Source organism: Streptomyces sp. NPDC051909, from assembly GCF_040681095.1.
GTDB lineage: Bacteria > Actinomycetota > Actinomycetes > Streptomycetales > Streptomycetaceae > Streptomyces.
In genome coordinates this window covers 1-26452 of the sequence record NZ_JBFAYA010000039.1, presented here as the reverse complement: position 1 = coordinate 26452, position 26452 = coordinate 1, and the positions used below count along the sequence as shown (strand labels likewise).

Sequence of the window (26452 nt, the reverse complement as noted above, 5' to 3'; positions counted from 1 at the left end):
CATACTTAGACCGGGTCCTACGCGGTCAGTTTGAGGAGCCGTTTGTAGCAGCAGATGGCTGCGGCAAGGCTGAGAAAGGCCAGGTAGTTGCGGGATGTCGCTCGTAGCGGTGGTTGAGCTCGATAGCCGATCAGCCAGGACATGGTCCACTCGATGACCCACCTGCGGCGCCCGAGTCGTTCTGAGGACTCGATGCCCTTGCGGGCGATGCGGACGCCGATGCGCTTATCCCAGAGCAATTTCGTGGTCAGGGAGCTTCTTCAACCGGCCCACCTATCGGGTGACCGGTGTGGTCGGCAGTCGGCGTTGTCGTGGCTGATGAACAGGGAAGTCAGCGGACATCGGGTCGCCACTCGTGACGGTGACGGCTGAAGAAGCTCAGTGAGCTGTTTTCATCCGGTCTCTGTGGGGTGAAGGTGCAGGTCAGCGGGGTGGGGTGACGAGGCTCCTGGTCGTTGCGGTGGTGTTCTGACGGACAGCCACCCTCATCCCGATCGACCAAGTGGCTGCGGACGAGCCGTACTACCCCAAAAGCCAAGCAGCACGGCATGAACGTCCAGGTCATCGCCCGCCCGTACGGCACACCCTCGTGGTTCTCCCGCGCGACGCCGGGACGCACCCACGACCTGACCGCGGCCCGCGCCCACGGCATCATCCAGGCCCGCCTCACCCGGCAGATCCTCATCATCGCCGACCGCGCCCACCAAGACGCCGACGCAACCGTCCGCACCCTCTACCAGAACCACCGTAAACAACCCGAGCACTACCAGGAGTTCAACCGGGACCACACACGGCTGCGAGCCCCCGGCGAACGTGCCTTCGCGCAACTCAAAGCCTGGCGACTACCACGACGGGCACGCTGCTCCACCCGCCGCATCGGAACGGCCGTCCAAACCATCCACAGCCTCCTGACCCGCATGTATTCAGGATGAAAACAGCTCAATGAAAGGTGCGGCTGCCCGGGGGTGAGAAGACCAGGGAGCCCATTCACGGTGCCAGGCGGGGTCCGCTGCGTGTCAGGCCACTACGGCCGCGCCCGGCGCAGGGCCGTGGGTGACGTGTATGGCGCGGCAGGTGCAAGAGAGTCTCGGCGAGGGCTGCGCCCGACTCGGCGTTTTTGGCCAGGAAGGCGCAGGTGGGGCCGGAGCCGGAGACCAGGGTGCCGATGGCTCCGCCGTCGGCACCGGTCCGCAGTGTGTCGGCGAGGGCGGCAGGCTGCAGGTCGTTGGAGAGGGCGGCGGCCAGCGCAGTGGGGTCGCCGGCCGCGAGGGCGTCCAGCAGGGCGGGGTCGGCCCGTAGGTGGTACAGCTTCGGTGCCGTCGCCTGTGCTGGCCTGGTCGCGCAGCCGGTCGCACTCGCGGAAGACATCGGCGACGGCGAAGACCCAGTGGAGGTGGAGCGGACCGGCAGAGGTTCCAGGATCCCGCCCCGGCCCTGGCCCAGGGCTGCGTCTCCCGGCAGGGCGAATGGCACGTCGGAACCCAGTTCGGCGGTGAGCTCCAGCAGGACGTGGAATGCGGGTGTCGGTCCCCCGCAGGGCGTCGCAGGCGATGAGGGCTGCCGCGCCGTCGGCGCTGCCGCCGGCCATGCCGTCCGCGACCGGGATCTCTTTGGTGTGCAGGTTGTCGAGCTCGGCGCCGAAGCGGATCGGCCGGCCGTGCTCCAGGCGGATGACGGCCTCCTTGGCCTGCTCGTTGTCCTTGAGGACCTCGAAGGCGCCGTCGTTGAAGATGTTGCAGGTCTGGTAAATCTCGACCAGCGCCGTGCCGTTGTGCTCGGCGGCGGGCCATCGCCCTGGCGATGGCGACCTTGGTCTCGAAGACGACCGTGTCGTCGATGCCGGCCCGCCGGCACCGTTCACGATCGTCCGTCCAGGACGCCGGCAGGCAGAGGCGGAGGTCGATCAGTGTCCGTCCCAACGGAGCCACATAGGCAAAGAAGACTCTGACCTGGGAGTTCTCCGTCCGCCCCGGGGCTCGTATCTCAATTACTGCTCGGTGTCGGGGTGTTGGCGGGACAATGAGATGTGACTGCGGGTACGTCCGCTCGAGCCTCGGTTGTGGCGTTGAGAGCGAAGTTCGATCAGTTCCTTCCTCATCTCGATGAACGGCGTCGGCGGATCTACCTGGCCAGCGAGGCCGCCGCGCTTGGCCACGGCGGGATCGCCCTGGTGGCCGTGGCTTCTGGCGTCAGCGCGGCCACCATCACACGCGGGATCGCCGACCTGTCTGGGCGCCCTTTGCCGGCCGGCAGGATCCGGGCTCCAGGGGCCGGCCGCAAGCCTGTGACGGTCACCGACCCGGGTCTGCTGCCCGCGCTGGAGGCTCTGATCGAGCCGACGACCCGGGGTGATCCGGTATCGCCGTTGCGCTGGACCACTCTCTCGCTGCGGTCTTTGGCCGCGGCCCTGACCACTCAGGGCCACCCCGTCAGCGCGTCGACCGTCGGGCGCCTGCTGCACACCCTGGGATAGGGGGTTGAGGAACATCGGAACGGAAACCGGCGCTAAGCCCCGATCGCTGATGGTGAGCGGCTGACGGGTCGTCGGCGCCGGGCGGCCGTGAAGTCGTTCCACAGATCACGCCCTATTATCTGCGGTATGACTGAGCGCGACCTGCGGGGACGTCTTCCGCACGCTGCGTGAAGCGACCCTGTTATCTGTGGCAAGGGGGAAGCGGTGCCCGCCGTCGTTCTGCTGCCAGCCGGGAAGGCGGTGACCGTCCGGACGGCGGCCGACGCCTTCCTCGACTCGCTCGCCAACCCGAACACCGTCCGGAACTACGGCATCGCCCTCGGGAAGACCGCCGAGCGGATCGGTGAGGACCGCCCGCTCGCCGCCGTTGCCGACGACGAGGTCGGCGAGGTGCTGGAGCTGCTGTGGGGCAGTTCGGCGGTGAACACCTGGAACGCCCGCCGCGGCGCGGTGCTGTCGTGGACGAGCTGGTGCGCCGAGCGCGGCTACGACGGGCCGGCAGTCCCAGCCTGGGCGAAGCGGCTTCCGCCGCCGGACTCCGACACCCCGGTGCGCTCGAAAATGGCGATCGACCGGCTGACCGCCCGCCGCGATATCCATCTTCGGGAGAAGACCCTGTGGAGGATGCTCTACGAGACATGCGCCCGCTCCGAGGAGATCCTGGACGTCAACATCGAGGACCTCGACCTGGCCGGGCGCCGGTGCCCGGTGAAGTCCAAGGGTGCCCAGCCGAAGGTCCGCCGCCGCGGCGCCGCCCGCGCGGACTTCGTTCTGGAGACGGTGTTCTGGGATGCCGGAACCGCCCGACTGCTGCCCCGCCTGGTCAAGGGCCGCACCCGTGGGCCGGTGTTCGTCACCCACCGCCGCCCCGGTCCTGGCAAGGTGCTCGCTGCCCGCGACGTCTGCCCGGACACCGGCCTGGCCCGCCTGTCCTACGGGCAGGCCCGGGCACTGCTGGACCAGCACACCGCGCTGGCTGGGCCGGGTACCGGCTGGGACCTGCACGAGTGGCGCCACTCCTCCCTGACCCACCTCGGCGAGCAAGGCGCCTCCCTGCTGATGCTGATGGCCAAGTCCAGGCACAAAAAACCGGAGAACGTCCGCCGCTACTTCAGACCTTCGGCAGAGGCGATCGCCGAGGTCACCAGCCTGCTGGCACCGGGCGGCAGCCGCAGGTGATGCGCACTGCCGACTGCCGTGGCAAGCGCCCGGCCGGGTACCATCACGGGGTGAACACCTACTGGCACGTCGTTCTGCCGCCGCTCTGCGCCTGACCGGGCGCGGACACTGATGGCTTGATCTCCCGACCCCGGCTGACCCACAGGGCGGCCAGGGGTCTGTGTCGTGCGCCCGTTTCGGATCGACTCCCAAACGCATTCGACGACGGAAGATCACGACCGTGCCAAACCGCACTTCCTCACTGGCTCCCGCACGCCCGGCAACCACCGGCTCGAACCGTCCACACACTCGTTTCCTCAGCGGCTCCGCGCCCATCCTCACCTCGGCCGTGCTGTGGGGCACCACCGGAACCGTCAGCTCCCTTGCACCCGCCAGCGCGCCCTCCGTGGCCATAGGCTGCGCTGGCCTCACCGTCGGCGGCATCCTGCTGCTCCTCACCTCCCATAGCGCCCGCTCCCTGCCTACCGCCTTGACACGCCCCGAGCGATGGCTGCTTGCCCTGGGGGCGATCGCGGTGGCCGGGTACCCGGTGACCTTCTACCCGGCCGTAGCCCACGCCGGCGTGGCCGTGGCCACCGTGATCGCACTGGGCAGCGCACCGGTCTTCGCCGGGCTACTGGCCTGGGCCACTGGTCAGGGCCGGCCGACCATCCGATGGACGGCTTCCACCGCACTCGCCGTCCTGGGCTGCACCCTCCTGGTGCTAGGGCCCACACTCACCGACGACTCCGCAACGATGGACCTGGCAGGCGCCGCACTCGCCGCAGGAGCCGGCCTGTCATATGCCGCGTACGCGCTGGTCAGCGGCAGGCTCATCACCCACGGGCATCCCTCCAGTGCGGTCATGGGCACGATGTTCGGCGCGGCCGGGGTGCTCGTCCTGCCGATCGTGCTGCTCACCGACATGCACTGGCTGGCCACGACACGTGGCGCGACCGTGGCCGCCTACCTGGCCCTGTTCACCGTCTACCTTGCCTACCGGCTCTTCGGGTACGGGTTGCGTTCCACCCCAGCGTCGGTGGCCACCTCGCTGACCCTGGCAGAACCTGCCGTCGCGGCGGTTCTGGGGATCATCGTCCTTGGGGAGCGTCTGCCCGCTGCCTCCTGGTGCGGGCTGGCCACCCTCGCAACAGGCCTGCTTGTGCTGACCGCCCCCTCCGGCGTCGGCCAGCGCAAGCGGTAGCGAGCGAGGTCCTCGCCTTCGGTCCCAGGACTTTCTCTTGGGACCGAAGTCCAAGGCTGCCGAAGTCATCCATGGTCGGCCTGGTCCGGATCGCGCAACGGCCGCAGTTCTCCGGGCAGCTCCGGCAGCTGGAAGGAGTAGCGGCCCAGCATGTTGACGTGGTGGCGCACGAACGGCGAGAGGCGAGCGACGTCCTCGTCCCGGACGTTGAAGCCGTCAGCCCGCAGGCGGGCCAGGGCAGCGTCCATGTAGCGGGTGTTGAAGAGCACCAGGGCGTTGAGGACCAGGCCGAGCGCACCGATCTGGTCTTCCATGCCCTCTTGGTAGTTCTGGTAGAGCTGGCCGGCGCGGCCGTGGAAGATCTTGCGGGCGAGCGCGTGGCGGCCCTCCTGCAGGTTGGCCTGAGTCTTGATCTGGCGCCGGTAGCGGGGCTCGTCGGCCAGGCGCAGGATGTGCAGGGTCTTGGCGATCCGGCCGTAGTGCGCGATCGCGTCGCCGAGCTGGGTGGGCCGACCATCCCGGGAGAGCATCCGGATCACGTCGTAGGCCCGGACCGCGCCGGTGTGGATCGAGCCGATGATCCGCAGCACGTCCTCCCAGTGCCGCTCGATCCGGTCCAAGTCGATCCGGCCGCGGGCGGCATCCTGGAAGGGGCCGTAGTCGGCGGTGCGGTCGATGCGCCACATCTTTTGGTCGGGCAGGTCCGCCAGCTGCGGGGCGTAGGTGAACCCGGCCAGGGTGAGCAGGCCGAACACGATGTCGCTGTAGGAGGCGGTGTCGGTGATGATCACCTCCGGGCGGCGGCCGCCGTCACGGTCGTAGAGGACGTCCAGCACGTACAGCGAGTCTCGCGGGGTGCCGGCCACCACCTTCCCGCCGAGGCCTGCGGCCTGGTCGTTGATCAGGTTGAGCCACGTCGCCCCGGCCCGCCGCCCACCTCCGCCGGTCGAGGCGCCGAAGTACTTGGGGTTCGGCCTGGCGTACACCGAGGGAACCGGGACGACGAACCGCATGCCGTCGACCGAGGCGACCAGGCCGCCGCCCCACGCCTGCGCGAGCGGGATCGACGCCTGGGCTCCGATGAGGGTGGCGTTCGCGGCCCGGTAGGTCTCCAGCCTCAGGTACGTCTGGTCGACGTGGGACAGCCGCCCGTACTTGAGCGCGTCCGGGCCTCCGATCACTGGGGTGTAGCCGACGTTGCAGCCGTGCGCGACCAGCAGTGCCGCGATCGTCACGTGCAGGTCCCGCAGCCGGGCCTCGCCGCCGGTCACCGAGGTGAACGCCTGGTCCGCGCCGGTCCAGGAGAACACCTCCAGCAGCACCTCCGGCAGGTCGACGCGGGGCAACATGGAGTTCACCTGCGCCCGCAGCTCCAGCAGCGAGGCGGGCTCCGGCTCGGGCTCCAGCGCCGCGAAGTGCAGCCGGCCATCATCGTCGAAGACGATCTGGGCATTCGCCGGCACCCGAGAGGCCACCTCCCGGTAAGTGCCGTCCAGCAGCTCGGCCCGCGCCGCCAGGTGCTCGCCCGCGTCCTCGGGCAGGCCGAGAGAGGCCAGCACAGTCGGCTTCGCCGCCTCCCACGCCTGCCCGGCCAGCAACTTGGCCCGCGGGTCGCCCCACTTCGAGGAGTTCTTGGCGAACACCTCCTTGCGCCGCAGCAGCCGATGGGCCTGCTCCAGCACGCAGAACGTGTACGCCTTCCAGTCCACCTCGCCCGGCTCCAGGTGCGGCGCTGCCAGCACCAGCCGCTTCCACGAGCCGGACAGCAGCCCGGTGTCGATCTCGGCCTGGCCCACCTTCTTGCGGCCCATCAGCTCCGGCAGCGACTTGAGCGCCTTCACCACCGGCAGGCCCTCCGGGGTGGCGCCGAAGTCGACCACCTTCACCAGCAGCTTCAAGAACGGCCGCACCGTATTGAACCGGGTGACCAGCACCCGCCGCCACGCCTCGTCGGCGTCCGAGTCCAGCGGCGGCGTCAGCTCGAACATCGCGGCTATCGCCGCCGCCAGCTCCTCGCGGGTCACCACCGCCTCGATCTCCTCCCACATCGCCGCCAGGGTGGCCACCTTCGGCTCGGTGACCTCCCCGGTGTCGGTGTCGACCTGCTCGGCCGTGGTGTCGAAGACGACCTGCAGCGCCACCGCGAGCTTCGCGCCGGCCCGCTCGACCTTCGGCAGGGTCCGCAGCTTCTCCTTCGCGGTGTCCCGCTCCGCCCGCGCCAGCAGCCTCGTTGCGACCAGCACCTCCAGCAAGTCCAAGGCGTCGTCCACCGCCCGGGTCGTCAGGTGCACCGCGGTGGCCAGCAGCGTCGCCAGCCGCCGCGCATCCCCGTGGCGCCGCAGCAGCGACGCCTTGCCGTCCACGCCATACCGGGAAAGCTCCGCCAGCCGGCGCGGCGGAATACCAGCCACGTCTACCTCGCCCATGCCCAACGCGGCGATCTCCTCGGCGCGCTCCAGCGCGGCCTTCATCTGCGGCCCCGACACCCGCACCGGACCACGCCGCAATCGGTCCAGCTCCGAGACACGCTGCCCGGCCGACACCGTCAGCAGGTCGTCCAGCACCGCCCGCTGGCCCGGCGTCAGCATCCCGTGCAGGGTGTCCCACAGCCGCTGGTTCGCCGCCTCCCGCACCGACGCCACCAGCCGGGCCAGCGTCGTCACCCCGGGCAGCAGCACCCGCCGCTCGCGCAGCCACCCCACCACTGCGTCGAACAGCGCCTTCGGCCCCTCACCGGTCGTCCACGCCCGCGCGTCCACCCACGCCCGCACCTCGGGCTCGATCTCGGCGAACTCCCGGTACTCCAGCAACCTCCGCAACTCCCGCACATGGTCCAGCCGGGTGTTCTCCCGCTCGCCGTACGCCTTCAGCACCGAGGGGTCCTCGATCCCCAGCTGCTCGGCCAGGTAGTCGGCAACCTCAGCCGGGATGTCGGACGGGTCGTCCAGGAAGACCCCGAGGTAGCGCACAGTCGTTAGCTGGGCGGCGAAGCCGAGCCTATTGTGCGAGCGCCGCTTCGACTCGACCAGCTTCCGATCCGCGTCGTCCAGGAAGAAGAACCGCTCCAGCTCCGCGCGGGCCGGCGCCCCTCGGAACGCCGCGTACCCCGCGGCCTGCTCATCCGTCAAAAACTCGACCGGCACCCCGGACCTCCAAGCAGTTGATCAACACGACTGCCAGAGGTTCAACCAATACCGAACCGCAGTTCAACGGGCTCCGGAGAGCAGAGAGGGCTTAGCGCCGGTTTCCGTTCCGATGTTCCTCAACCCCCATCATCGGCTCGATTAACGCCCACTGCTCGTCCGGTAAGTCGCTGAGGTACGGCTCTCTCTTCACGCCCCGCATCTCAACATGGACATGCCCACGAGGCGGTCCGGACCGCAATCAGTACCACGATCGAGCGATCACGAACCGAGGAAGAACGGACTTAACGCCCACTCAGATGTCCGTCAAAGCGGACCAAGCCCATCCGGCGCCTCCCTTTCAAGGGCGGGCTCAGCCGTCAAGGGTGCGGGCCTTGGCCTCGAGCCGACCAGCCATGTCCCGGACTGGTGGCGCGCTGACCAGGTCAGGCCGCGGCAATCGCCAATACGGCATTCTGGCCGCCGAATCCGAAGGAATTACTCAGGGCCAGTCCGATTTTGCGGGGAGTGGCCGCAGTGGCCACGTCGATGTCGATGTGCGGGTCGAGGGTCCTCAGGTTGGCGGTGGGCGGGACGAGTCCCCGCTCGACGGTCAGAACACTGAACACCGCCTCGACCGCACCGGCCGCGCCAAGCAGGTGTCCAGTCGCCCCCTTGGTCGAGGTCACCAGCGGTGCGCCGGCCAGAACCCGTCTCAGGACCCTGGCTTCGGTCAGGTCATTGAGCGGGGTCGACGTGCCGTGCGCGTTGACGTGCCCGACGTCACCCGGGGTCGCGCCAGCGTCGGCCAGCGCGCTCCGGATGGCCGATTCCACTCCGGTCCCTTCCGGGTGGGGGGTGGTTATGTGATGGGCGTCAGCACTGGCCCCGTAACCCGCAACGCGGGCCCGGGCGCGGGCGCCGCGGGCCCGCGTGTCATCGGCGCGCTCCAGGACAAGCACCCCGGCCCCCTCCCCGGCGACGAAGCCGTCGCGGTCAGCATCGAAGGGGCGGGAGGCGGCTGCGGGGTCGTCCTCGCGTCTGGAGAGCGCACCCATCTGGGCGAAGCCAGCCATAACCAGCGGGGTGATCATGGCCTCGCTCCCGCCGGCCAGCACGATGTCGCAGCGGTCCAGCGCGAGCAGGTCGCTCGCAGTGCCGATCGCGGTGGCACCGGACGCGCAGGCGGTGGCGACCACCAGGTTGGGGCCGGTGGCGCCGAACTCGATGGCCGTCTGGCCGGCCAGCATGTTGGGCAGCTGCATCGGGAGCAGCAGCGGCGAGACGCTGGCGGGTCCTTTCTCGGTCAGTATTAGGTGTTGCTCCTCAACCGTCCCCGGCCCGCCTGCGGCGCAGCCGAGAACCACGCCCACTCGGGCGCCGTCCCAGGTCGCGATGTCGAGGCCAGCGCTAGTAATCGCTTCTCTGGCCGCGACGAGCGCGAACTGCGTGAATCTGTCGAGCCGGTGCGCGCGGCGGCCGCCGAGCAGTTGTGCGGGCTCGAAGTCTGGTACGCGGCAGGAGATCCGTACTGGATTGTCTTTGAGGAGGGGGTCGTGAGCGGCGCTGGGCCGCCCGTCGCAGACTGCCGCCCAGTTCGGTTCGACCCCTATGCCGCTGGGGGTGACCAGGCCGAGCCCGGTTACGGCGATGTCATGACGGCTCATCAGAGGTTAGTACTCCGGCTCTCGATCAGCTTGGCCATTTCCCCGACCGTCGCCGCTTCCAGCAGCTCGTCGTCGCTGATCGTGATGCCGCGCTCACCGAGGATCACGGACAGCTCTACGGCGGCAAGCGAGTCGAGTTCGATATCCTCTTTGGTCGCCTCTGGAACGATGTGCTCCGGCGGCATCTTGAGCTTGAGTACGAGGATTTCCTTGAGGTTCTCGAACATGATGTGTTGTTCCTTTCGGGAGGTTGCGCCGTTCACCCGCCGACCCGTCAGGCTGTGATTGCCTTCAGGTCAGGCCAGACGAGGGTCGCGGCACCCCAGGTGAGACCGCCGCCAAAGGTCGTGAGCAGCACGCGTTGACCGGCGGTCAGGCTGTTGTCGGCGGCGGACTCGGCGAGCAGGACTGGAACGGAGGCGGCTCCGGTGTTGCCGACACGCTCAATGTTGGAGAGCCGCTTCTCGGCCGGCAGGCCGAGCCGCCCGGCCACAGACTCAAGGATCCGAGCGTTGGCCTGGTGGGCGGCGAAGCGGTCCACGTCCTCGGTTGCCCAGCCGGCCGCGGCCATGGCTCGTTGGGACGCGCTGGTCATCCGCTGCACAGCGTGCCGGTAGATGTCTCGGCCGCGCATCGTGAAGTACTCGTCCCCGGGGGTGGGCAGACGCCGCGAGGAACGCTGCCGGGATCCGCCGGCTGGTACCTCGATCAGGTCGCTGAGGTCACCGTCGCTTCCCAGCACCATCGGCCCCACACTGCCCGGCTCGTCGGCCGCGCCAGTTCGCAGGACCAGCGCGCCAGCCCCGTCCGCGAAGATCACGGCGGTGGACCGGTCGCTGGGGTCGACGATGGTGGTGAAGGCATCGGCTGCGATCAGCAGCACCCGATTCGCCATAGCGGCCGCGATCAGGCCAGTAGCGGTCGCCAGCGCGTACAGGAAGCCGCTGCACACCGCCGCGACGTCGAAGGCTGCCACACCGTTGAGTCCCAGCCTTGCCGCCACTTCGGGCGCGGTGGCCGGGCAGGGGCGGTCGGGCGTGGTGGTGGCTAGCACGACCATGTCCGCTTGGCACTTTCCCGCTGACTCCAGTGCCCGCTGCCCGGCCTCCACAGCCAGGTCGGAGGTAGCCATGCCCGCAGAGACCACGTGGCGGGTGGCGATGCCTGTACGGGAGCGTATCCACTGGTCAGAGGTGTCCAGCCGGGCCGCCAGTTCCGCGTTGGTCACCAGGCTCGGCGGCAAGTAGGAGCCGATCCCGGCGATCACCGCGGTCTTCGGGGCCGACGGGCCGGGGAACTCGGTCATGGGCCTTCCCCTTGGCTCCAGCCGACCCGGCACGCCACGAGGGTCACGCCTGGGCCGACGCCTATCACGAGCCCATGGGCACCGGAAGCGGGCGGCTCGATGAAGACACGTGCCAGCACATCGAGAAGGGAGACAGATCCTATGTTTCCCATTTCTCGGAGGCTTGCCCGGGATAGGGCCAGCAAGCTGGCATCACACTGGAGCCCTGAGACGAGTGTATCCATCACACGTGGACTTCCGGGGTGCGCGATGATGAAGTTTGGAACCGGATCGGCCTCTGGCGGGCATGTCCGCCTGAGCCAGTCTGACAGGTGAGGGAGAGCGGATTCCACCGCCTTTATCAGCCGAAGTGAGTTATATCCATGGAAACCGTCGTCTTCCAGGCGGATGCCGACGATGTCGGCGCTGTCCGGCACCACGTACTGCCATGACTGCGCCATGACCGGCCCGATGCCGCGTGTGCCGCCGCGAACCACGCATGCGCCAGCGGCGTCCCCAAGAATTCCTCTGAAAATCATCGCGTCCATGCCGGCGTCGGTGTGGTGCAGGAATGGAGTGAAGACGTCGGCGCATACGACCAGCACGTTGTCGTCGGGGTGAGCGGCGATGTGCTCCGCGGCTTGCGTCAGGGCGAAGGCGCCACCGGCGCAACCGAGTTGGGTGACAGGGGTGCGGCGGACGGTCGCCGGGAGTCCGAGGCGGCCAATGAGGTGGATGTCCATGCCGGGCATGACATAGCCGGTGAAGCTCGCGCAGACGAGAGCGTCGATTTCCTGGGGTCCCACCTGGGCCGACGCAAGTGCATCACGCGAGGCCTCTTCAGCCAGCCTGCAGGCATCCCGAAAATGTTCCCGCATCCGTTCGCCCGTTGACTTGGCCGGGCGGGCCAGCTCCTCTAGCGGCCGGGAGAACCGCCGGGCCTGCACCGTTGTCGCGCGAATTGTATTCAGCACATACTCGATCCTGGGGTGATCTCGATATTCATCCGCAATATATTGAACGAGTTCTTCCGTGGTCACCCGGTGTTCGGGAGTTTTGATGTTCGGTCGACAGATGGTCGACATATAATTCACACTTTCCGCATCGCACCCCCTGACGGCGGGAGCGACCGTCACCCTCTCGCGAAGGATCAGGATTGGCAATAAAGCGATGAATGTGACGCAACTAACGTCACAGAGGCGGTCCCAACCAGCTTGAGTAATTGATACTCACAGCCCTGGCTGACTGGGAAACTCGGTAGACTGGGCCAAAGATGAACTCCGATGCCGATCCCCAAGGCCCAAAGCCATCAGCCCGGTGAGCACGGTCAGGGCCTTGCGTGTCGGCAACAGCGACCGGCCCACCAGCTTCTGGCTGGAGGCCGAGTAGCCGAACTCATCGACGCAAGGGACCACGGGCCGGATCGCTAGGCTCGGGGACGACCTCGCAGTCGGCGGTCTTTCGCAACCCAGCCTCCATACTCGCCCGGGTGATGGCTGATTCGACGCCGAAAAGGAAGTTCACCGCGCACGTATTCCCATATGTGACGTGACCTGGGTGATCCACGGGCTGTATACGTCTCGCCACCGGTCGTGAGGATCTTCCTCCAGCGCACCACCAGGTTCCAGGAGCCTCGGCCGTTACAACTTGCCCAACCCTCCGACCCGTCGGGCCTGCGTCTCGATCAGATCGGCCTTGAAGGTGCCGTTCAGCGCCTCGGCCATCGCATTGTCCTGGTCGTGCTGCGCAATCGACTCGGTCAGCGTCCGGGCAGTCAAACGGGGCCCTTGACTTGACCGAACGCGACAAGCTCGGGGGCGAAAATTCACGTGATCTGTGACCGTACCTGGCCGCCGCCCTCGGTCGGCATCTCCGGCGCCAACCTCCACGACAGCCAGGCGCTGATCCCGCTACTGCGCGGCATCCCACCGATCCACTCGCGCTACGGGCCCCGGCGTCGGCGCCCAGCCAAGCTGCATGCGGACAAGGGCTACGGCTTCGAGCACCTGCGAGGTTGGCTGCGCCGTCGGCAGATCATGCCACGCATCGCCGGCCGCGGGGCCGAAAGCTCCAGCCGCCTGGGCCGGTACCGCTGGGTGGGCGAGCGGACTGTCCTGTCTGATGGATGACGTCGCCTGCCGCCACGAGTGCAAGGCCGACCATTTCCTCGCCTTCGTCGGCATCGCCAGTGTCCTGATCTGCTACCGGAGCCTTCGCCGATCAGGACACTCTTGGAGTCCCCAGAGGGATGGCCAGGCAGCAGGAGGTTGCAGGTGTGGGCATGTCGTGGACGGCACGGACCTGGAATCGGAGGGTTCTCCGCGATTGAGCGAAGCTCGGACGTTGCAGCGGCCGCCTGAACGGGGCAGTGATGACGTGGACGTTCATGCCGGCAGGCCGGCGACATTCTGAAGCTTCTATAGATCGTCAAGTTGCAAGAGACGACCCGGTCACGTCGTTGAAGGCGCTGGTGAGGTAGCGGTAGACCTCTCTCGCGACGAAGCGCTTGAGGCATCTGAAGATGTCCTTCGTCTTGAGTCCTTCGAGGGTGCGTCGTGCCACGTATTCGCGCGTTCGAGGGTCGTGAAGCATGCGGACCAGCACGATTGTGTGCAGCGCGCGGTTGGCCTGGCGGTCTCCGACACGGTTGAGCCGGTGGCGGTCGGTGCGCCCGGACGAGGCTGGAACGGGTGCCGTCTCCGTGCACCATGCGGCAATCGCCCCCTCGTCACACTCCACGGCCCGCACCTTCGGCACCTGCCACGACCACCCGAGCCGGTCCAGCAGCCGCCACACCCCGGAGATCCCTTAGGCGACCTCGAACCGCGCCCCGATCAGCACCCCGACCCGGGCCAGCGTCCACCGCTGGTCCTCCCACCCGTACGCCGTCGGCCCCGCCCGAAGAAGACCGACCAGTGCGGCGCCGTCGATGCGGGCCAGCAGCTGGCGGACCGTCGCCTCGGCCGGGACCAGCCGCTGCGGCAGTACCGGGTCGGCCCGCTCTCTGGTATGCCTTGTCGGCCCAGCATTTGGTCCCGATTCGGCGAGCGCGTCGATGATGCCGTGGGTGCGGGCGGCGGTCAGGTCATGGGTGGAGCCGGGAAGTGTGGCTGGGGCCCACAGCAGCCGCCCGAACGGTTCGGTGAGGACTTGAACGTTCATGCCGTGGCGCTTGTGTTTGCCGGATTAGTACGGGGTCGGCGGCGATCCGGTCGATCGGCAGCAGCGTCCCGTCGGATCGCGAAAGCCAGGCGGCTCGCGGCCCGGACCGCCTCGGCCAGGCTGGGAGCGGTTGCGGCCAGGACCTGTATCGCCTCACGGACGTAGCGGTAGACCGTTGCGGTGCCGACGCCGAACCCGGCGGAGAGTTGGGCGTAGGTGTTCACCGCAGTGCAGAAGCGGCCAGGACCAGCAGTGCCTGACGGCCCGGCATGGCGCGGCGCCACCGAGTTCCGATCTCGTGACGGTGAGCGGCCAGGCGCTGGGCAAGGTGACGCAAGTGCGCGCTGGACAGATCGGTCGCCGATGGGTAGACAAGCGCACGAAGCTCCTGGAAGACGGTGGATCTTGGTCGTGAACCCGTCTGCCAGGAGCTTCGTCGTTCACATCGAACCGGGTGCCCCCAGACAACCTGACTCGCCGGGAGGTTGGAAAAGGCTCACTCGCTCACCCTGGCGACGCCCCCTCGCCGGTGTGGCTGGACGGGTGTGGAACCTGAGGATGCCGTCCCGGTATCTGGTACCGGGGCAGCTGTCACGTTCACGTGTACGCAGAGCAGTACCGGTTGCTCAGGACTGCCTGCGGACGGACGGTCAGTCTGAAAGCCGCTCCATGGCTATGCGTCGCCGAGGGCGGCCGACCCCTGCCGGCGGTTCAGCCCGTGCTCCACTTTCAGGGTTTCTTGGAGGCACCTATGTTCAGAAGATTATCAGTCCGGTATTCGGCGGTTGCGGGCGCGGCGGCTGTGCTGATCACAGCTGGGGGGGTCCAGGCGCTTCCGGCCGCTGATCCCCCGCCGAAGCCGGTTCCGGAGGGCAAGAGCTGGCAGATCCCCGATCCGGTCCCCGGCGGCTTTGCCAGCTGGGCGGATCTGATGAAAATGCAAAGCCGGCTGGACGCGGCCGCTGCCGAGATCGAGAAGGCCGCCGCCAGTGCTCCGGACGGTCTGGCAGGCATCGTGGCGGCTCCCGAGAAACGGGAACTGATCGTCTATTGGCAGGGGGCCGTACCGGCCGGCGTGCAGAGCGTGATCAGCTCGCAGGACGACACTGTCCCCGTCCGGGTCGAACCCGCCAAGTACAGCCTGAAGCAGCTCAGCTCCGAAGCCGACCGGCTCAGCAAGACACCGGCGTTCGGCGAAGTCGCCCCGCGGGTGGACGGCAGCGGCATCGAGGTGCGCTGGGCCAAGGACACCACCGCGGCGCAGAAGAGCGCCGCCGACGCCACGCTCAAGACAGCCCGGGTGGACGTCCGGGTGAACACCACAGCCGGCGACACCGCACCCGAGCCGCTCAACGGATTCTGCGGCCCCAATGGGGACTACGGTGGCCCCAGTATCTGCCGTCTGGACGACGCCGCCCCGTACTACGGCGGCAGCCGTGGTATGGGGTGCACCAACGGATTCGCCATTGCCTGGGGCGGCTACACCCGGATGCTGACCGCAGGGCACTGCTACAACAACGGTGACGAGGTCCGTGACCCTGGCAGCGACTTCATGGGCTGGGCGTTCAACGACATGCCCACCCGGGACATCATGATGGTCGATGCCCGCAGCTTCGGCCGCATGTGGGACGGCCCCTACGACACCACCGACTCCACCAAGCCGGTCGCCGGGGCTTCGAGATCCTACGTCGGCAACTGGATCTGCACCTCGGGGGCCCGGTCCGGCTCCCGATGCAACATCCAGGTGTGGGGCACCGGGATCTACATCAGCACGGCGCTCGGCCGGTGGGGCCCTGTGGTGAAGGCCGACCACGCGGAACAGCAGAACGCGGCCGGCAAGGGCGACAGCGGAGGCCCCGTATACTCTCTCACCGGCGACGGCTCCGCCGTCATCGCCAAGGGCACCATCGTCGCCGGGGACTACTACGCCGAGGCGCCCTGCACCGGCGTCCCCACCGGAGTGGACGGGCGCTTCTGCTCGTGGCGGTTCTACTACGCCGACATCGCCGAATCCCTGAACTACTACGGTGCCAGCATCGTCACGGCGCCCGCTGGCTGACGGGAACGCAACCACAGACCTCGCGCTAAACCTCTTTCATCCTGTTCCTGAGCGGTGAAAACGCTGGTCAGTTGGTGTGACGTGGCAGAGCCCCGGACGTTGGCAGTGCTGCTTCCAGCCGACACTGCCGACAGCCCGGGGGCTCTGTTGGTTCCGCATCCTGCCGTGCTCGGCGTTCCGTTCATAGCCCCACGAGCGACGGGCCAGTCATCACTCAATGGATGCGGGACGGCCCGCGTCGTACCATGATGAGTAGGGATCGGCGCCCTCGAAGAGTTCGTCCTGGAAGCGTCCTCGCCTCCGTCCCGGTGCTCGGCGAAGGCGTCGACATCGTGCAGAACATCGGCCGGGCCCTGCGCCCGAGCCCCGACGGCACGGCCAAGACCGCCAGGATCATCGTGCCCGTCTTCCTTAAGCCCGACGAGGACCCGACCGACATGGTCGCCTCCGCCTCGTACGCACCCCTCGTAGCCGTCCTCCAAGGCCTGCGCTCGCACTCGGAACTCCTCGTCGAACAGCTCGCCAGCCGGGCGCTGACCAGCGGGCGGCGACAGGTGCATGTAAAGCGGGACGAGGACGGACGGATCAGGTAGCTCTCGTCTCCCGGCGGCCGTGTCCGGCCTCGCGGTCGTAGCGACGGGCAGTCACCTCCTTCCAGCGCAGTGAGCGCAGGGCGGCGAACAGGCCGGGCTGGTTGGCCTTGACCAGGAAGAGGAAGTGCGCCTGGCTTCTGCAAGACGAGTAAGACGTCGTCTCGTTTGGTTCTCCGGGCATTCTGGTGGTCGCCTGTGGCTGTCGTGGCGGAAGGGTTACATGCCGCGGTCCGGCCCGCTCCACGGTTCTGGCCGTTCGTCGACGGTCATCGAAGTCGGCACAGCTGTACCGGGCCGGGGTAGAAGGCGGAGGTGTTGGGGCCGGTCATGTCTTCACCGATGAGATAGCGGTAGAGCCACTCGGCGAAGCTCATGTCGTACCGTGCCCAGCCGCCTTCGCCGTCTTCGACCAGGAACCAAGGGGCCGTGTCGTCTGCGGCCATGAGGAAGATCATCTCGCCTCGGTCGGTCTGGTGACAAGGGGTTTGACAAGGCCTAGAGTCGGCGGGCCGGGCTCACGCGGCTTGGAGAATGTCGATGACGAAGATCACGGTGGAGCCGGCTGGAACCCCGCGTGGCGGCTTGTCACCGTAAGCGAACGAGGGCGGCGCGACGAGCATCAGCCGACTGCCCACTGCCCGACCGACCAGACCCTGATCCCACGCCTTCATGCCCCGCCCCGTGCCGATCTGGAAGCCTACGGCCCCGCCCCTCTTCCAGGAGGAGTCGAACTTCTTGCCGCTCTTCCACAGGAATCCGCTGTACTGGACCAGAATGTTCTGGCCCGGTTGCACCCGCGGGCCGGATCCTTCGACGAGAACGTGGCTCAGCAACTGGCTTGGCTCAGCGGACTCTGGTACGGCGATCTCTGCTCTTTCCCCTTTGCCGCGGACCTGCGGTATTCCGCTGGCAGGCTGTCTTTCCTTGCCGACGACAGACGAATCCGGGTGAACTGTGGAAGCGATGTCGATAACAGCGGCGATCATTTTGGCGGATCCGGTGCTGGCGCGCGCGCCGAACGCCGCCGATCCGGAGCCGATCACTAGGACGCGGCTGCCGACCCTGTGCCCAACGAGAGCGCGGTCGAAGCCGAGGATCCGACCGGACCCCAGCTGGTAGATCTGTGGGGCCTGACCGGCGTCGTAGGTGCTCGGAAGGTCTGTCCTACTGCTCCAGTCCTTCGCGCTGAAGCCGAGAGTCACCCAGTCCTTATCCCGCACGGCAGGTCCTTTCCCCTCGCTCACGACGCTGACCACGAACCGGTCGACCGGGGGGCTTCCGGGGGGCAGCTCTATGACCGCCCTCTTCCCGATCTCACCCTTCACGGACGGCATCGAATGGATCACGCTAACGGGGGGTGGCAAGACGCCCCCCTGGGGGGACCCGTCGGTAGCTGTCGATCCATCATTACTCGAGCATCCGACGATCACGAATGCGAGGATCACAAGGATGACCCCTCGGATCCGCGAGAGAGACTGTCCGTCCATCAATCGCCCCCGTTGAAGATCCCGAGGGCCTGGAAGTCAAGCGTTCGGTAGGCACTGTGCATGTAGGCGTTGGTCAGCCGCTCGGAACGATACGAGATCGTTTTGTCATAGCTGATCGGCAGATACCAGGCCTGGTCCATGATCCTGCGGTTGACCTGGCGGTATATGTCGGCCGAGAGGTACGGATCGGTCTGCCTGGCGGCCTTCTCGAGCAGGCCCGACACCACGGGGTCGGCTGCCGCCGGCCCGGCGTCAGCCGGGCTGAACCCTCCGGCGACAAGCGGCCTGAGGAAGGAACCGGCAGAAGCATAGGAGGGGCTCCCGCTGGACAGGATTACGCCGGAGTCCTGTCCGGGATCCGTGCCGCTGGGTCCACCGTGCTTCTCGATCGTGGCGCGGATGCCTACTGGTTTCATCGCGGAGACGAGCGCTTCTGCAGCCTTGGCAGCACGCGGGTCTCCCTCGGCCACGGAGATCTTCGTCGTGAACCCCTTCTCCTTGCCGCATGCACGGAGTTCCTGCTGGGCCTTCTTGGGCTGGGCGGCAGCGGCCGTAAGGTGATACGGGTCGTAAGGGGGGTCGGATCCCAGCGTGCCAGGGGGCAGGAGTTGAGCGGTCATGCTCGCCGCCGAGGAGCCCCCCAACGCGGCTTGTGTGCTCTTGGGGTTGGTCGCATAGAGGACCGCCCTGCGGCAGTGCAGGTTCTGGAAGGGGGCGGATTTAGCGTTGAACTGCCCAAATCTCACCGTTCCCGACGGGGTGTTGTCGATCTTGTTCTTCAGTGACTGATCGTTCACCAGAGCGGCCCAGGAGTCTTCGGGCTCGTTTAGCGATGCGTGGTCGTACGCTCCATCGGCGACAGCCTTCCTGAACTCCTCGAGACCGGAACCAAAGGTGAGGTTCACGGTGTCGGGCAATGCTCTGCGGATGCTGTCTACGCCTCTGCTCCAGTAGGTGTTGCGGACCAGGGTGATCTTGTTCCCTGTACGCTTCGACTGGAACTTGTAGGGACCTGAGGAAACGGGCTGGACGCCGTAATCCTCACCGCTGTCCTTCACCCTCGGAACCGGGGCCGACTCTCCCCTTGCCATGAGTGCAGGGAGATCTGCGAAAGGCTTCGTCAAATGAAATACGATGGTCTTGTCGGTGGGCACCTCGATCGACTTGAGGTCACTATACCGGTCTCCGCTGCCCTGGCTCGGCCCTGTGTACTTTCCTCCTGGATCGAGGATACCGAACAGCTCACGGGAAGCGCCGGGAAGTGCTTTTGGGTCGAAGTTCCGCTCTATGCCGTACTTAATATCTTTAGCGAGGATCGGTGCACCGTCCTCATACTTGAGGCCCTGCCGGAGGGAGAAGGTGTATGTCTTCCCGTCCGCGCTGACGGTCGGCAGCGACATGGCAAGATCAGGCCTGAGCTGCAGCCCCTTGGTTCCGGGGGCGCTCGTATATGTGAGCAGTGTACGGGCGTAGAGCCGGTGCATGGAGTGGACGAACGGCGAGGAGGTGCGTGCCGGATCCCAGGAATCTCTTCCCTGGTCGCTCCACAGCCTGAGTTCGCCGCCCGACAGGACGGAACGGTTGAGAATCTTGTCGCTCGCTGCATCAGGCCCAGGTCCAGGGGCGGTATTCGGCGTTCCTCCCGGAAGGAATGTCACGTATATCAGGACTGCACCTGAGGTAAGACCCAGTGCCGCCGCAATGGTGTGTCTTCTGGAGAATTTCACGCTACCACGACCTAGGGTGAGAAAATTCGGATTGTGTGTAGGCGGGACAACCGTCCCGCCTACACACAGGGTCCGTCCTTCGCGAAATGAGATCAGCGGGTGATGTCAGCTCGTATGCACCAGCGAGCTGGTCAGTCCGAATTCTTCGATCAGCGAGCTGATGCCGGCCATGTCCTCTGCGTATGTACCGGTGGCGATCGCGACCGAGGCCTTCTCGTATTGTGCGGACAGGATGCCCACTCGGTCGACCCCCCAGCCGAGGATGCAGTTGCCCACGGGGTCCGCTGTCGCCGCCGGCGAGGTGACAGTGGGACAGCCGCCTTGCAGATCCTGTCCGGCGAGCGGGTCGTACGCCGTGGAGCTGCCCGTGCAGGGCTGTCCGTCCGAAGCGGGCAGACACGTGGCGTAATTGTCCCGCGCGACCTGGAACATGCGCGTCAGCGTGTTGCTCTCTCCGCCGAGGTCGCCGGGGATGCGCTGATCACCGTAGAGCGCCATCTTCATCAGGGCATCCCGGTCCAGGGTCTTGGTCCACCCGATGCTGGAGTACGCCTGCAGGAGCCGGGCCGACTTCGTGACCTCCTGGTTGGCCATGTACAGCGGGCTTCCGAAGCCGCTGGTCAGGCCGGTGGCCACCCGGTTGTAGTAGCCGGCCTGCCGACCTGACAGGAACTGCGTGATCTGCGCCTTGAGTTGGCTGTAGAGGTTCGGGTCCTCGAGGATCGCGGTGCAGTCCACGAAGGCGGTACGTCCCGTCGGGTCCCAGGTCGGTACGGCGGCGTTGTACTCGTACGGAGTACGAGCCCCGCCGGGGCCGTCACAACTGGCAGCGTGATCGGTGGTCTGGCACAGGAAGCCGAAGGGAATCGTCTTCGTCCAGGTCTGGAAGTCCCGCACCGTGGATCCGTTGCGCGCCCGGATCTTGAAGGTCACCTGGAAGTCGGCGTAGAACTGGGTGTCGTAGCCCGTGGGGTCTTGCTCGCTCCCGATGATCTCCATCCGCTGGTTGACGAACTCCAGTGTCTGGCACATCTCCGGCTGCAGCGCGTTCTCGACACCCAGATACTGAGCGAAGGCGAAGGCGCGCGGCAGCTTGGTCAGCGAGACGTTGGCCGGGCGCGTCAACTCCCGGTTCGGCCCGGTACCCTCGCAGGCCGGGACGACGCTGGGATCCACGAACCTCGCCTCGGCGGGAACCTGCTGGTCGACGCCTCCGAAGAGGTTGTAAGACTTGTTGTCGGTGTAGAGCCGCTGGATGGCCAGCAGTTGCTGGGACAGTTGCTCGTTCGCGGTCTTGTAGCTCTGCGTGAGACCGGTGAACAGGGCGTTCGTGCGCGTGCCGTTGGCGCGCGGGGTAGCTAGGGGCTGGCTGAATGAACGATTCGCCTTCAGGATCTCCTGGCCGCCGACAAGGATCTGGTTCGTGCGGCTGGGTGAGACGGTGACCTTGTGGTAGTCGGGGTTCTGGGCCATCAGCACCTTGTAAGCGCGTGCTTCCGTGGCCCAGTGCGCGGGGCTGGGTACGGAGCTGAGCTGCGGACCGGTCCAGCCGAACTGGCTGCGGGCGTACCAGTCGAGGTAGTTGATGGTGCCGTTTGCGCCGTAGACGTTCAGGGCGTCCATGACCTGGGATCGGTTCCAGGCTCCGTTGACCTTGGCCGGCCCGACGAATGGAGCGTGGTGCACCACGTCAACGGCGGCGTAGTGCAGGGGCATTTCCGCCGCTGTGCTGTAGTCGGCGGCCGGGATCCTGGCGCCGTTGTGCTGGTCGGCGTAGTGGACGTAGCCGTCGATGGCGGCCATCGAGGGGCCAAGACGCTCCTCCTGCAGGGACGCGAGCAGTTCTGTGCCCCACATGTCGAGGTTGGCGTTGAGCTCCAGCAGGTGCTCGCCGACCTGGGTGAGCTTCGTTTCGCTGATTCGGCCGAGCCGGATCACCTCGTCGAACTGGGTGAGCATGTCGGAATAGATCACCACCAGTTCCTCGTCGATCCGGTCGAAACGGTCCTCCATCCTCTCGCCCAGTGCGGCCACCTGCTCCCTGAGTGCTTGCACCGATTCGAGGATCAGCTGGTCGGGAGTCGGGCCCGCGGTGACGAACAGGGGCATGAGCGTCTGGACCGCGCCCAGGACCGTGCCGACCATGTCCAGGGTGGCGGCGGAGGTGAGGACCTGGGACAGGCCCAGGCCCGCGACCTGGGGAACGAACTCTGTGATCGCGCCAGTGATGGTGACGGTGGCGTCGCCCAGAGTGCTGATCTTCTGGCCGAGTTCAGGCTCGACAAAGCCGATGATCATGCCGAGGACGCTGGCCGCCTGGCCGAAGCGCTCGATCGTCTCGCCCCAGTTCACGGAGGCTTGGGTCACGATGCCCCACTGGTCGTTATTCAGCGGCGGAGCGAGCAGTGCCAGGTCGACAGGCTGCCGAACGTTGTATTCACCCATATCGGTCAGTGCCACGTCGACCACAGGGTGCAGTTCAGCCGCGGCGCGCCTTTTGTACTCCTTCTTGGCCTCCCGTGCGGCGTCCTCCTCTCTCCCTGCGAGCACGAGTTCGGTTAGCACCTTGAGTTGTTGATCGTTCGCGATGTCCGGATCCTCCATCGAGGTCTCGATGGAATCCGTCAGCAGGACGCCTGTCCGGGCCCCGACCCATCGCGAATGCGCCTCGGTGAATTCTGGGTCGTTTGCTCCCAGGTAGGCCGCGTACTGGTGAATTTCCATGCGCATGCCCTGCATGGCGGCCATCAGTTCGCCCTGTGACCGCTCGTTGGCCACCTGATCGCGAGCCGAGTAGATGCCCTCATCGCGTTCCGCGCTCTTGTCGAGCAGAAAGTCGACAGCAGTCCCAGCCAGCTCTCCTGCCCGCCCGCCCCGCGACGCAGCCAGGTTCACAACGGCATGCATACCTTTATAGACCTTGGCTTGCGTTCCGCGGCTATCATCTGCGCCCCCGGTCGTGGCCGCGACCCAGACTTCATCTGCTTCCCGGAACGCGTTGCTGATCTGGTCAGCGGTAGCGTCCGGGTTTTCGGCGACGTACTGCAGGGCATACCACGTGATCCCGGTATTGCGGGCCCCGTCCAGTCCCTTCTGGGCAGCGATGATGCGCTGAGCGACGTAACGCCTCCGCATTTGATCGCTCGGAGAATTCTGGTTGTCCGGGTACGGGAATCCGTCAGCATGTGCCGAGCCCACAGCACCGAGCTGAATCCCGAGGACGAGAAGAGTCACCGCCAGAACGATGCTCAATATACGTGCTGCCGGGAAATCTGGCCCACCCATGCGGCGACGATGGCCGACTCCCGATGTTCTCCCTCTCACTGTCCTTGCTCCTCGTCATTATCGGCACGGGACACGTGGTTACCCACGTTGCACCAGTCGGCTGCCGGGCGGATTGGCATTCGGTACTGGGTCAAGTCCTTGGCCGGCGGTGAGGCCGGCCAAGGACGACCGGCAGTCAGCTCGAGTCTTCCGCCCGTTTGCTGTTGAGGGCTTGCAGACTGGCGGCCGCCACGAGAGTCCGGGTCACCACCGCGCCATCGAAGCCGTAGACCTTGAGCTTGTAGGTGATGGCCGAACCGTCGTACGCCTCCTCGTTACGGTCGGTGGTGGCCCCGTCGAGCCGTGCTGCAGGATCGGTGTTAACCGGACTCGTGAAGAGCACGTTTTCTTCGCTGATGGTCTTGGTGACGACCACCTGCTTGGCCCCGGAAACCTGCCAGCTCAGGTCGTACTGAGCACGGCTGGCGCAGGTGGAGGACACGGGAACAGCCTTGAACTCCGTAACCCGCGGCCCGGCGGTCGAAGCCAGCAGTGAAGCTGGGGTGGACCATTCCGCTCCGTCAGCCACAGACTGGACAGAGATCCAGTACTCGGTGTCGTAGGTCAGTCCGGTCAGAGTGTGCAGAGCGGGCCCGGTCCCGGGGCGCGACGAGAACGTCACGGTCTCAACCACCCCTGGAGTCTGAGAATTCGCGTATGTGATCAGGAACCGGTCCTCGGTCGTGCTGTTGTCCTGGAATTGGATGCTCAGCGAAGTCTCGGAGGCCCTGTCCAACCGCAGTCCGCTCACCGGGGTGGGCGCACTCTTCAGCGTGTGGGCGACGGGAGATGTCGCGGTAACGCTGGTGCGCCAGTTCGAGGCAGTGGCGCGGAACCGGTAGCTCTTGTCGGGAGAAAGGCCAGTCACCTGGAACGCCTCACCGTTGGTGGCGCGCTCCCCCGCAGGCTCCCACTCACCGACGCTTACGTCCTCAACCAGTTGCTTCTCGAACTGCATTCGCTCGATGTTTTCATTCCAACCGAAGCGAAGAGTGGCAGTGGTCGAAGTGACGTGGTCGACGGAGAGCGCGAACTCGGGAATGTCGCCCACAACGTAGTATTGCTTAGTCGCTGTACAGGAACTGCCCGAGCCGTATCCCACGTTGACGTACACCACGCAAACCTCGTGGTAACCCGGCGTCTGGCTCGGGATTATAACACCCTCGAAGCCGTGCCGACCGCCGTAGAGCGGATAGGCCGCGCCCACGTCAGGCCGTTCTGTGTCAGCGTTCAGTGTTGTCGCGAGTTGACCGTCCTGGAAGATCCTCACCGAGGTGGGCTGGCGGGGGGTGTCCGGGTCGACTGCCCATCCCCCAACATGGAGGTTCCTGCCGGTCTCGGCGTCCTGCAGGCTAGCCACATCCAGGTTGCCGAAGGGGTTGTGGCGTGCGACGTAGGTGAAGCACCCGAGGTTCGTGTAGTCGGACCACCAGTAGGCCCTGGCGCAGACGGTGCGCACACCGTCGCTGGTCGACTCGGGATACGTCTCGTTGAAGCCGTGGTACGGGCCGGCAGACGGGTAGGACCGGCCGACGTCCGGCCGGTACTTGTCCGCGGAGGACCACTTGGAGAAGCCCGCGTCGTCCCAGATCAGGATGCTCGCCTTGCTTGACGGAGACGCCGTGATGACGGACCAGCCGGCCACAGTGATGGTGTGGTTCGTCTCACTGTGCGTGAGGGCGTCGAAGGTCCCGACGATTCCGTAACCCGTCGCGGAAACGCTTGATGGTGCGGCACCGTCCGGCTTCATGGTCCCCGGCGGCGCCTTCGGCGGACTGGGAAATCCCTTCGGTGGCTTGCTGAATTTCTTCTGTTTCGGCGGTTCAGGCGGTTTCTCTGGGGCGTAGAGTTTTTTCAGCGCAGCCTCGACGTCTTCTACCTTCTGCTCCTGTCCAGAAGACTTCTCTCCGACTTCCATTCCTACGGCTGGAGAAAACTGAACGGCAGCCATCGCAAGAAACGCACTGAGTGAGACGATGAGAGCCCTGAGGCCGAATCCAGTTCGCCGCACAGCGGAATCCCCCGTTCATTATTGGTGCTCGATTTCGGAAATGGTTGAGAGTGTCGTGACGGAAGTTGCGGATGCGATACACTGCAGCGCCAGTTCATCCCTCAGGCTGAGAGTGCGCCGCTGTCTCATCCTCAGCATCAGTCGTCGATACTCAACTCCTGCGGGCGGAACGAGCCGCCGGTCCAGAAGTGGACGGAAGGTCCCCTGAACCGCTCCAAGAGCAGTCCGCACCATCGAAAGAAGCCTGAGCAGCCAGTACCCAATTCCACCCGATCCGAAGAATGCATACCGATAGCCAGTAACCTCTTTCATCCCGCCTCTGGAGGGGTGAAAGTGCAGGTCAGGGAGCTATATGGCGACATGGCGAAGCCTCCCTGTCGTTGGTGTGGTGATTCCACTCATCACGTCGGCGACCGGAGGCCTCGTTGGTCCCGTATTCCGCCATGCTTGACGTCCCGCACGAGCTCGTCGAACACGTCTCCTAGCTGCTGTATGCCCGCCGACGGGAGATCAACTCGACTTGGCGACAGCTCGGTTGCTTCAAGCAAGCCCTCCTTGCCCTGGCACACCTATGCAAGAACGAGACGTATCGGCGGGTCGGGGCCGGTTTCGGGGGGTCGGAGGCGACGGCCTGGCGGTACGTCGACGAGACGCTGGAGGTCCTGGCCGCGTGGGTGCCGGGCCCGCGCGAGGTCCGCGCCGGGCTGGGCGAGGGAGACCTCGTGATCGCCGACAGCCACCCTCGTCCCCGCCGACCGCATCAGGGCGGACGAGACGTACTACTCCCAGAAACACAAGAAGCACGGCATGAACGTCCAGGTCGTCGCACGTCCAGACGGCACACCCCCTATGGTTCTCCCGCGCCTGCCAGGCCGGACCCACGCTCTGACCGCGGCCAGAGCGCACGGCATCGTCCAGGCCCGCCTCACCCGACAGATCCCCGCCTTCGCCGACCGGGCCTACCAGGGCGCCGGCGCCGCCGTCCGCCCCCTCTCCTCCACCACCGGGAACAACCCGAGCACTACCAGCGGTTCAACCGCGACCACGCCCGGCTGCGAGCTCCTGGAGAACGCGCCTTCGCACAACTAGGGCGTTTCCTTCGGATCATCTGATCGTTGGTTGATGTGTGTCGTTGACTGACGCCCAGTGGGCAAGGATCGAGCCGTTACTGCCAGACCGG

Annotated in this window: 15 protein-coding genes and 9 pseudogenes; 8 read left to right on the top strand and 16 right to left on the bottom strand. The window is 66.4% G+C overall.

Annotated elements, in window-relative coordinates:
- Nucleotides 1-17 precede the first annotated feature (17 nt).
- Nucleotides 18-212 (bottom strand): annotated as a pseudogene (locus AB0M18_RS34175) (IS5/IS1182 family transposase); the annotation flags it as partial.
- A gap of 269 nt (nucleotides 213-481) precedes the next feature.
- Between AB0M18_RS34175 and AB0M18_RS34170 the strand changes: the two are divergent.
- A pseudogene (locus AB0M18_RS34170) lies at nucleotides 482-932 on the top strand (transposase family protein); the annotation flags it as partial.
- Nucleotides 933-1016: 84 nt separating this feature from the next.
- Here AB0M18_RS34170 and AB0M18_RS34165 read toward each other — a convergent pair.
- A pseudogene (locus AB0M18_RS34165) lies at nucleotides 1017-1627 on the bottom strand (4-(cytidine 5'-diphospho)-2-C-methyl-D-erythritol kinase); the annotation flags it as partial.
- Nucleotides 1593-1970 (bottom strand): annotated as a pseudogene (locus AB0M18_RS34160) (transposase); the annotation flags it as partial. The pseudogenes AB0M18_RS34160 and AB0M18_RS34165, both read right to left, overlap by 35 nt.
- A gap of 56 nt (nucleotides 1971-2026) precedes the next feature.
- On the opposite strand from AB0M18_RS34160, the pseudogene AB0M18_RS34155 reads away from it, so the two are divergent.
- The 3 genes and pseudogenes from AB0M18_RS34155 to AB0M18_RS34145 form a co-directional block, all read left to right on the top strand.
- Nucleotides 2027-2458 (top strand): annotated as a pseudogene (locus AB0M18_RS34155) (ISAzo13 family transposase); the annotation flags it as partial.
- Between the two features lie 219 nt (nucleotides 2459-2677).
- Complete coding sequence (locus AB0M18_RS34150) at nucleotides 2678-3652, top strand: site-specific integrase (protein WP_365764963.1); 975 nt, start codon at nucleotides 2678-2680, stop codon at nucleotides 3650-3652.
- 160 nt (nucleotides 3653-3812) lie between these two features.
- Nucleotides 3813-4835, top strand: a complete 1023-nt coding sequence (locus tag AB0M18_RS34145; protein ID WP_365764961.1) for an EamA family transporter — start codon at nucleotides 3813-3815, stop codon at nucleotides 4833-4835.
- Nucleotides 4836-4900: 65 nt separating this feature from the next.
- On the opposite strand, the gene AB0M18_RS34140 is transcribed toward AB0M18_RS34145, so the two are convergent.
- From AB0M18_RS34140 to AB0M18_RS34115, 6 genes are all read right to left on the bottom strand, one after another.
- Entirely contained in the window at nucleotides 4901-7978 is a 3078-nt protein-coding gene (locus AB0M18_RS34140) for a Tn3 family transposase (RefSeq protein ID WP_365764959.1), read from the bottom strand.
- A gap of 425 nt (nucleotides 7979-8403) precedes the next feature.
- Entirely contained in the window at nucleotides 8404-9624 is a 1221-nt protein-coding gene (locus AB0M18_RS34135; protein ID WP_365764957.1) for a beta-ketoacyl-[acyl-carrier-protein] synthase family protein, read from the bottom strand.
- Nucleotides 9624-9851 carry a phosphopantetheine-binding protein gene (locus tag AB0M18_RS34130; RefSeq protein ID WP_365764955.1) on the bottom strand — a complete coding sequence of 76 codons (228 nt, stop codon included), beginning with the start codon at nucleotides 9849-9851 and terminating at the stop codon, nucleotides 9624-9626. Before AB0M18_RS34130 ends, AB0M18_RS34135 begins: the two co-directional genes overlap by 1 nt.
- Nucleotides 9852-9898: 47 nt before the next feature.
- Nucleotides 9899-10930 (bottom strand): beta-ketoacyl-ACP synthase III, encoded by a 1032-nt coding sequence (locus AB0M18_RS34125; RefSeq protein WP_365764953.1) that lies wholly within the window; start codon nucleotides 10928-10930, stop codon nucleotides 9899-9901.
- A complete protein-coding gene (locus tag AB0M18_RS34120) occupies nucleotides 10927-11994 on the bottom strand; it encodes a PhlD (protein WP_365764951.1) in 1068 nt (355 codons plus the stop codon). The genes AB0M18_RS34125 and AB0M18_RS34120 overlap by 4 nt, the downstream gene beginning before the upstream one ends.
- Before the next feature lie 555 nt (nucleotides 11995-12549).
- Nucleotides 12550-12687, bottom strand: coding sequence for a hypothetical protein (locus AB0M18_RS34115; RefSeq protein ID WP_365764983.1), 138 nt, complete (start codon nucleotides 12685-12687; stop codon nucleotides 12550-12552).
- Between AB0M18_RS34115 and AB0M18_RS34110 the strand changes: the two are divergent.
- Nucleotides 12638-13123 (top strand): annotated as a pseudogene (locus AB0M18_RS34110) (transposase); the annotation flags it as partial. The gene AB0M18_RS34115 and the pseudogene AB0M18_RS34110 overlap by 50 nt on opposite strands.
- A 213-nt stretch (nucleotides 13124-13336) precedes the next feature.
- Here the strand turns inward: AB0M18_RS34110 and AB0M18_RS34105 are convergent.
- Together AB0M18_RS34105 and AB0M18_RS34100 are read right to left on the bottom strand one after the other, a co-directional pair.
- Nucleotides 13337-13705 carry a winged helix-turn-helix domain-containing protein gene (locus AB0M18_RS34105; RefSeq protein ID WP_365764949.1) on the bottom strand — a complete coding sequence of 123 codons (369 nt, stop codon included), beginning with the start codon at nucleotides 13703-13705 and terminating at the stop codon, nucleotides 13337-13339.
- Nucleotides 13706-13904: 199 nt separating this feature from the next.
- Nucleotides 13905-14423 (bottom strand): annotated as a pseudogene (locus AB0M18_RS34100) (transposase family protein); the annotation flags it as partial.
- Nucleotides 14424-14873: 450 nt separating this feature from the next.
- Here AB0M18_RS34100 and AB0M18_RS34095 point away from each other — a divergent pair.
- Both AB0M18_RS34095 and AB0M18_RS34090 read left to right on the top strand, forming a co-directional pair.
- The gene (locus tag AB0M18_RS34095) at nucleotides 14874-16130 is read left to right on the top strand and encodes a hypothetical protein (protein WP_365764947.1); all 1257 of its coding nucleotides are present in this window, start codon (nucleotides 14874-14876) and stop codon (nucleotides 16128-16130) included.
- Between the two features lie 269 nt (nucleotides 16131-16399).
- Nucleotides 16400-16717 (top strand): annotated as a pseudogene (locus AB0M18_RS34090) (helicase); the annotation flags it as partial.
- Between the two features lie 272 nt (nucleotides 16718-16989).
- Here the strand turns inward: AB0M18_RS34090 and AB0M18_RS34085 are convergent.
- The 5 genes from AB0M18_RS34085 to AB0M18_RS34065 all read right to left on the bottom strand — a co-directional run bounded on the left by AB0M18_RS34085 (nucleotide 16990) and on the right by AB0M18_RS34065 (nucleotide 25212).
- Nucleotides 16990-17166, bottom strand: coding sequence for a hypothetical protein (locus AB0M18_RS34085; RefSeq protein ID WP_365764945.1), 177 nt, complete (start codon nucleotides 17164-17166; stop codon nucleotides 16990-16992).
- A gap of 72 nt (nucleotides 17167-17238) precedes the next feature.
- On the bottom strand, nucleotides 17239-18048 hold the full coding sequence (locus AB0M18_RS34080) for an FKBP-type peptidyl-prolyl cis-trans isomerase (RefSeq protein WP_365764943.1): 810 nt from the start codon (nucleotides 18046-18048) through the stop codon (nucleotides 17239-17241).
- Nucleotides 18049-18209: 161 nt separating this feature from the next.
- Nucleotides 18210-19937 carry an ABC transporter substrate-binding protein gene (locus AB0M18_RS34075; protein WP_365764941.1) on the bottom strand — a complete coding sequence of 576 codons (1728 nt, stop codon included), beginning with the start codon at nucleotides 19935-19937 and terminating at the stop codon, nucleotides 18210-18212.
- A 105-nt stretch (nucleotides 19938-20042) separates the two neighbouring features.
- Nucleotides 20043-23171, bottom strand: coding sequence for a hypothetical protein (locus AB0M18_RS34070; protein ID WP_365764939.1), 3129 nt, complete (start codon nucleotides 23169-23171; stop codon nucleotides 20043-20045).
- A 226-nt stretch (nucleotides 23172-23397) separates the two neighbouring features.
- Nucleotides 23398-25212, bottom strand: a complete 1815-nt coding sequence (locus AB0M18_RS34065) for a fibronectin type III domain-containing protein (protein ID WP_365764937.1) — start codon at nucleotides 25210-25212, stop codon at nucleotides 23398-23400.
- 445 nt (nucleotides 25213-25657) lie between these two features.
- On the opposite strand from AB0M18_RS34065, the pseudogene AB0M18_RS34060 reads away from it, so the two are divergent.
- A pseudogene (locus tag AB0M18_RS34060) lies at nucleotides 25658-26360 on the top strand (transposase family protein); the annotation flags it as partial.
- Nucleotides 26361-26452 lie beyond the last annotated feature (92 nt).

What these genes read in the sequence shown, in the direction of transcription:
- AB0M18_RS34135 (WP_365764957.1), bottom strand. Translation starts at nt 9,624, where the DNA reads ATGAGCCGTCATGACATCGCCGTAACCGGGCTCGGCCTGGTCACCCCC.
- AB0M18_RS34130 (WP_365764955.1), bottom strand. Translation starts at nt 9,851, where the DNA reads ATGTTCGAGAACCTCAAGGAAATCCTCGTACTCAAGCTCAAGATGCCG.
- AB0M18_RS34125 (WP_365764953.1), bottom strand. Translation starts at nt 10,930, where the DNA reads ATGACCGAGTTCCCCGGCCCGTCGGCCCCGAAGACCGCGGTGATCGCC.
- AB0M18_RS34120 (WP_365764951.1), bottom strand. Translation starts at nt 11,994, where the DNA reads ATGTCGACCATCTGTCGACCGAACATCAAAACTCCCGAACACCGGGTG.
- AB0M18_RS34085 (WP_365764945.1), bottom strand. Translation starts at nt 17,166, where the DNA reads ATGGCCGCAGACGACACGGCCCCTTGGTTCCTGGTCGAAGACGGCGAA.
- AB0M18_RS34065 (WP_365764937.1), bottom strand. Translation starts at nt 25,212, where the DNA reads ATGGCTGCCGTTCAGTTTTCTCCAGCCGTAGGAATGGAAGTCGGAGAG.